The sequence below is a fragment of the Longimicrobiales bacterium genome (assembly GCA_035764935.1).
Classification (GTDB): Bacteria; Gemmatimonadota; Gemmatimonadetes; order Longimicrobiales; family RSA9; genus DASTYK01.
The window spans coordinates 1-3,694 of the sequence record DASTYK010000010.1; the positions used below are offsets into that span (position 1 = coordinate 1).

The following is a 3,694-nucleotide window of genomic DNA, read 5'->3' on the forward strand; positions in this document are numbered from 1 at the left end:
TGGGTGAGCTGCGCGCCGTCGTGGAGCTGTCGCCGCATGCGTGACGACGTGCGCGCGCTGGTCGCGCTGTCGGCAACGATCGCGCAGCAGGATCCGGAGCTGCTGGAAACGGCACTCGCGGAGGCCGGACAGCGTGCGACCGCGGAGCAGGTGGAGGAGACGCTGCTGCAGAGCTACCTGTTCGTCGGCTACCCGGCAGCGCTGCAGGCGATCGGACGCTGGCGCGAGATGAGCAGCCGCCCCGCGCCCGGTCCGACCGCGGGCAACTGGGCGGAATGGGCGGCACGGGGCGCCGAGGTGTGCAGCCAGGTCTACGGCGGTCAGTACGAGCGCCTGCGCGAGAACGTGCGTGCACTGCACCCGGACATGGAGCAGTGGATGGTGGTCGAGGGGTACGGCAAGGTCCTCGGCCGCCCCGGCCTGCCGCTCCCCACCCGCGAGCTGTGCATCGTCGCACTGCTCGCAGTGCAGCGCGCGCCGCAGCAGCTCTACTCGCACCTGCGCGGTGCGCTGCAGGTGGGTGCGTCCGGGGAGGATGTCGAAGAAGCGCTCGCGGTCGCGGGCGCGGTGAGTGGTGCGGAGCGTGCGGCGCTCGCATCCAGGGTCTGGCTGACGGTGCGTGCACGCAACGCGGGCGGAGAGTGAGCAGATGTTCGTCGACTATGTAGAGATCCACGTGGTGGCCGGCACCGGCGGCTCGGGTGCGGAGGCGTGGCGGCGTGAGACCTTCGTGCCCCTCGGCGGGCCGGCGGGCGGCGATGGTGGCCGCGGCGGCCATGTCCTCCTGCGCGCGGACGCACAGCTCGCGACGCTCCTCGATTTCCGCTACCACGAGCACTACCGGGCGGAGCGAGGCCAGCACGGGCAGGGCAAGAACCGGACGGGCAGGGACGGTGCCGACCTGACGTTGCGCGTGCCGATCGGGACCGTCATCCGCGACGTGGCCAGCGGTGAAATCCTCGGCGAGATGTTCGAGGACGGACAGGAGCTGGTTGTCGCCAAAGGGGGGCGCGGCGGGCGTGGCAATGCCGCGTTCGCAACGCCGACGAACCGCGCGCCGCGCAAGTGGGAGCCCGGCTGGGAAGGCGAGGAGCGGCGCATCGCGCTGGAGCTGAAGCTGATCGCGGACGTGGGGCTCGTCGGTCAGCCGAACGCAGGCAAGTCGACGCTGCTGGCCGCCGTTTCCGCCGCGACACCGAAGATCGCCGACTACCCGTTCACCACGCTGACACCGAACCTGGGTGTCGTGCAGCTGAGCGATCACCGCACGTTCGTGATCGCCGATATTCCGGGCATCATCGAGGGCGCACACGAGGGCAAGGGGCTCGGGCTGCGCTTCCTGCGCCACATCGAGCGGACGCGCACGCTCGCCTTCATGATCCCGCTCGACACGGAGGACGCGCAGCAGGAGTACGAGCTGCTGCGCAGCGAGCTGGCGTCGCATTCCGAGGAGCTTGCAGGCAAGCCGCACTGCGTCGTGCTCACCAAGGCCGACCTGCTGGGTCCGGACGACGAGCCGCCGCACATCGAGGCGCCGGATGCATGGGGGCAGTATGTGATCTCCAGCGTGAGCCGCCGCGGCCTGGACGAGCTGCTGGAAGCGCTGTGGGCACACGTGCAGGTCCAGGTCGAAGAGGAGACCGGTGTCGGCGACGCAGACGAGCCCTGGCGCCCCTGAGGCGCGCACCGCGCTGCTCGACGACGAGCTGCTGGCGCTGCTGCAGCTGCGCGCGCTGCCCGGCATCGGAGACATCCGCGGTGCCGCGCTGCTCGCACGACACGGCAGTGCACGCGCCGCACTCGAGGCCGCGCGAAGGGAGCGCGCGGCGCCGGTGGCCGCAGCCGGGTGGGTCGCGCGCGCGATCGAGACGATCGATGAGCTCGACCTCCACGTCATCGCATCCTGGGACGAGCGCTACCCCGCGCGCCTGAAGCAGCTGCACGATCCGCCGCTGGTCCTGTTCGCGCGCGGCCATCTCTCGCTGCTGGAGCGCACCACCGTCGCGATCGTCGGGACCCGGCGCGCGACGGAGCACGGGCTGGATGCCGCGCACGCGATGGCGGCCGGCATTGCACGCTTCGGTGTCACGGTGCTGAGCGGCATGGCGCTCGGCATCGATACCGCCGCCCACCGCGCGGCGCTGTCGGTGCGCGGTGCGACGGTCGGTGTGCTGGGCGCGGGCATCGACGTGCCGTATCCGCCATCCGGAGCGGACCTGCACGAGCAGGTGGCGCGGCGCGGCCTGCTGGTGAGCGAGTTCCTGCCGGGCACGCCGCCGGACCGACCGAACTTCGTGCGACGCAACCGGATCATCGCGGCGCTCGCACAGGCGGTGCTGATCATCGAGGCGCCGGCGAAGAGCGGCGCGCTCACCACGGTGGAGCACGCGCTCGACCTGAACCGCGATGTGCTCGCGGTGCCGGGACCGATCGGTCGGGCGAGCTGCGAGGGCACGAACCGGCTGCTCCGCGACGGCGCCGCCGTCGCGCTCGAGCCCGCGGACGTGCTCGACCAGATCGGCATGGGCGCCGCGGGCGCACGGCTGCGGGCGATGCGACCCGGCAGTGCACCCCGGGTGCGCGGCAGCCGCACGCTGCGCACGGAAGCCGTGAAGAACCGTGAGGCTCCGGTCGATCCGGTGCACGCCGCGCTCTGGCAGGCGCTGAGCTGGGATGAGTCCGTGCACGTGGACGTGGTCGCCAGCCAGGCAGGCGTGGATGCGCCCATTGCGGCTGCCGGGCTGCTGCAACTGGAGATGGACGGCCGGGCCGAGCGCGGCGCCGGCATGACGTTTCGACGTTTGGGCTGAGGGTCCGGTCCAGGATCGGGTGCGACCGGATAGCGGGCGTGCCGCCGCCGCACCGGGGTCGCACGCCGCGCCGCCAGCGGGGTAGCACCTGCGTGACCAGACTGGAACACCTCTACGTCCACGTGCCGTTCTGCGTGCGACGCTGCAGCTACTGCGACTTTGCTGTCACCGTTGCGAGCGATCCGCCGGTGGACGCGTGGCTCGATGCCGTGATGCGCGAGCTGGACGGCGTCATGCGCGCGCAGGGGCTGGAGCGCCTGCGGCTCGAGACCGTCTACATCGGTGGCGGCACGCCGTCGCTGCTCGGACAGGGCGCACTGGGCGCGTTCGCCGAGCGGCTGGCCGCGCGCGCGGAGCTGGCAGCCGACGTCGAATGGACGGCGGAGGCGAATCCGGAGAGCCTGACCGCGGCGCTGGCGGCCGACTGGCGTGCGGCGGGCGTCAACCGGATCAGCCTGGGCGTGCAGACGTTCCACGAACCGACGCTCCGCTGGATGGGCAGGATGCACGGCCCGGCCGGCGCCGTGGCCGCGGTCGAGGCCGCGCGCCGGGGCGGGCTGTCCAACTTCAGCGTGGACCTGATCTTCGGGCTGCCGGAGCGGATGAGGCGCGACTGGGCCGACGACCTGGAGCGCGCGATCGGCCTGGAGCCCGCGCACGTGTCGCTGTACGGGCTTACGGCCGAGCAGGAGACGCCGCTCGGGCGCTGGGTGCGCGAGGGGCGGGAGCGCCTGGCGGACGAGGACCGCTACGCCGACGAGTACCTGCTGGCCGTGGACCGGCTCGGTGGTGCGGGCTTCGAGCACTACGAGGTGTCGAACTTCGCACGCCCGGGGCTCCGCAGCCGCCACAACAGCGCGTACTGGAGCGGCGCGTCGTGGATC

The 3,694-nt window shown here is 72.3% G+C and carries 4 protein-coding genes; all 4 read left to right on the forward strand.

What is annotated here, in order from left to right; all coding sequences use genetic code 11:
• Positions 1-645 (forward strand): carboxymuconolactone decarboxylase family protein (locus VFU06_00645; protein HEU5207889.1); only part of this gene is annotated, 645 nt, incomplete at its 5' end.
• Positions 646-649: 4 nt separating this feature from the next.
• Positions 650-1,678 (forward strand): GTPase ObgE, encoded by a 1,029-nt coding sequence (gene obgE / locus VFU06_00650; GenBank protein ID HEU5207890.1) that lies wholly within the window; start codon positions 650-652, stop codon positions 1,676-1,678.
• Positions 1,644-2,810 carry a DNA-processing protein DprA gene (gene dprA / locus VFU06_00655; protein ID HEU5207891.1) on the forward strand — a complete coding sequence of 389 codons (1,167 nt, stop codon included), beginning with the start codon at positions 1,644-1,646 and terminating at the stop codon, positions 2,808-2,810. The genes obgE and dprA overlap by 35 nt, the downstream gene beginning before the upstream one ends.
• 92 nt (positions 2,811-2,902) lie before the next feature.
• A partial coding sequence (hemW, locus tag VFU06_00660; GenBank protein ID HEU5207892.1) for a radical SAM family heme chaperone HemW occupies positions 2,903-3,694 on the forward strand: 792 nt, incomplete at its 3' end.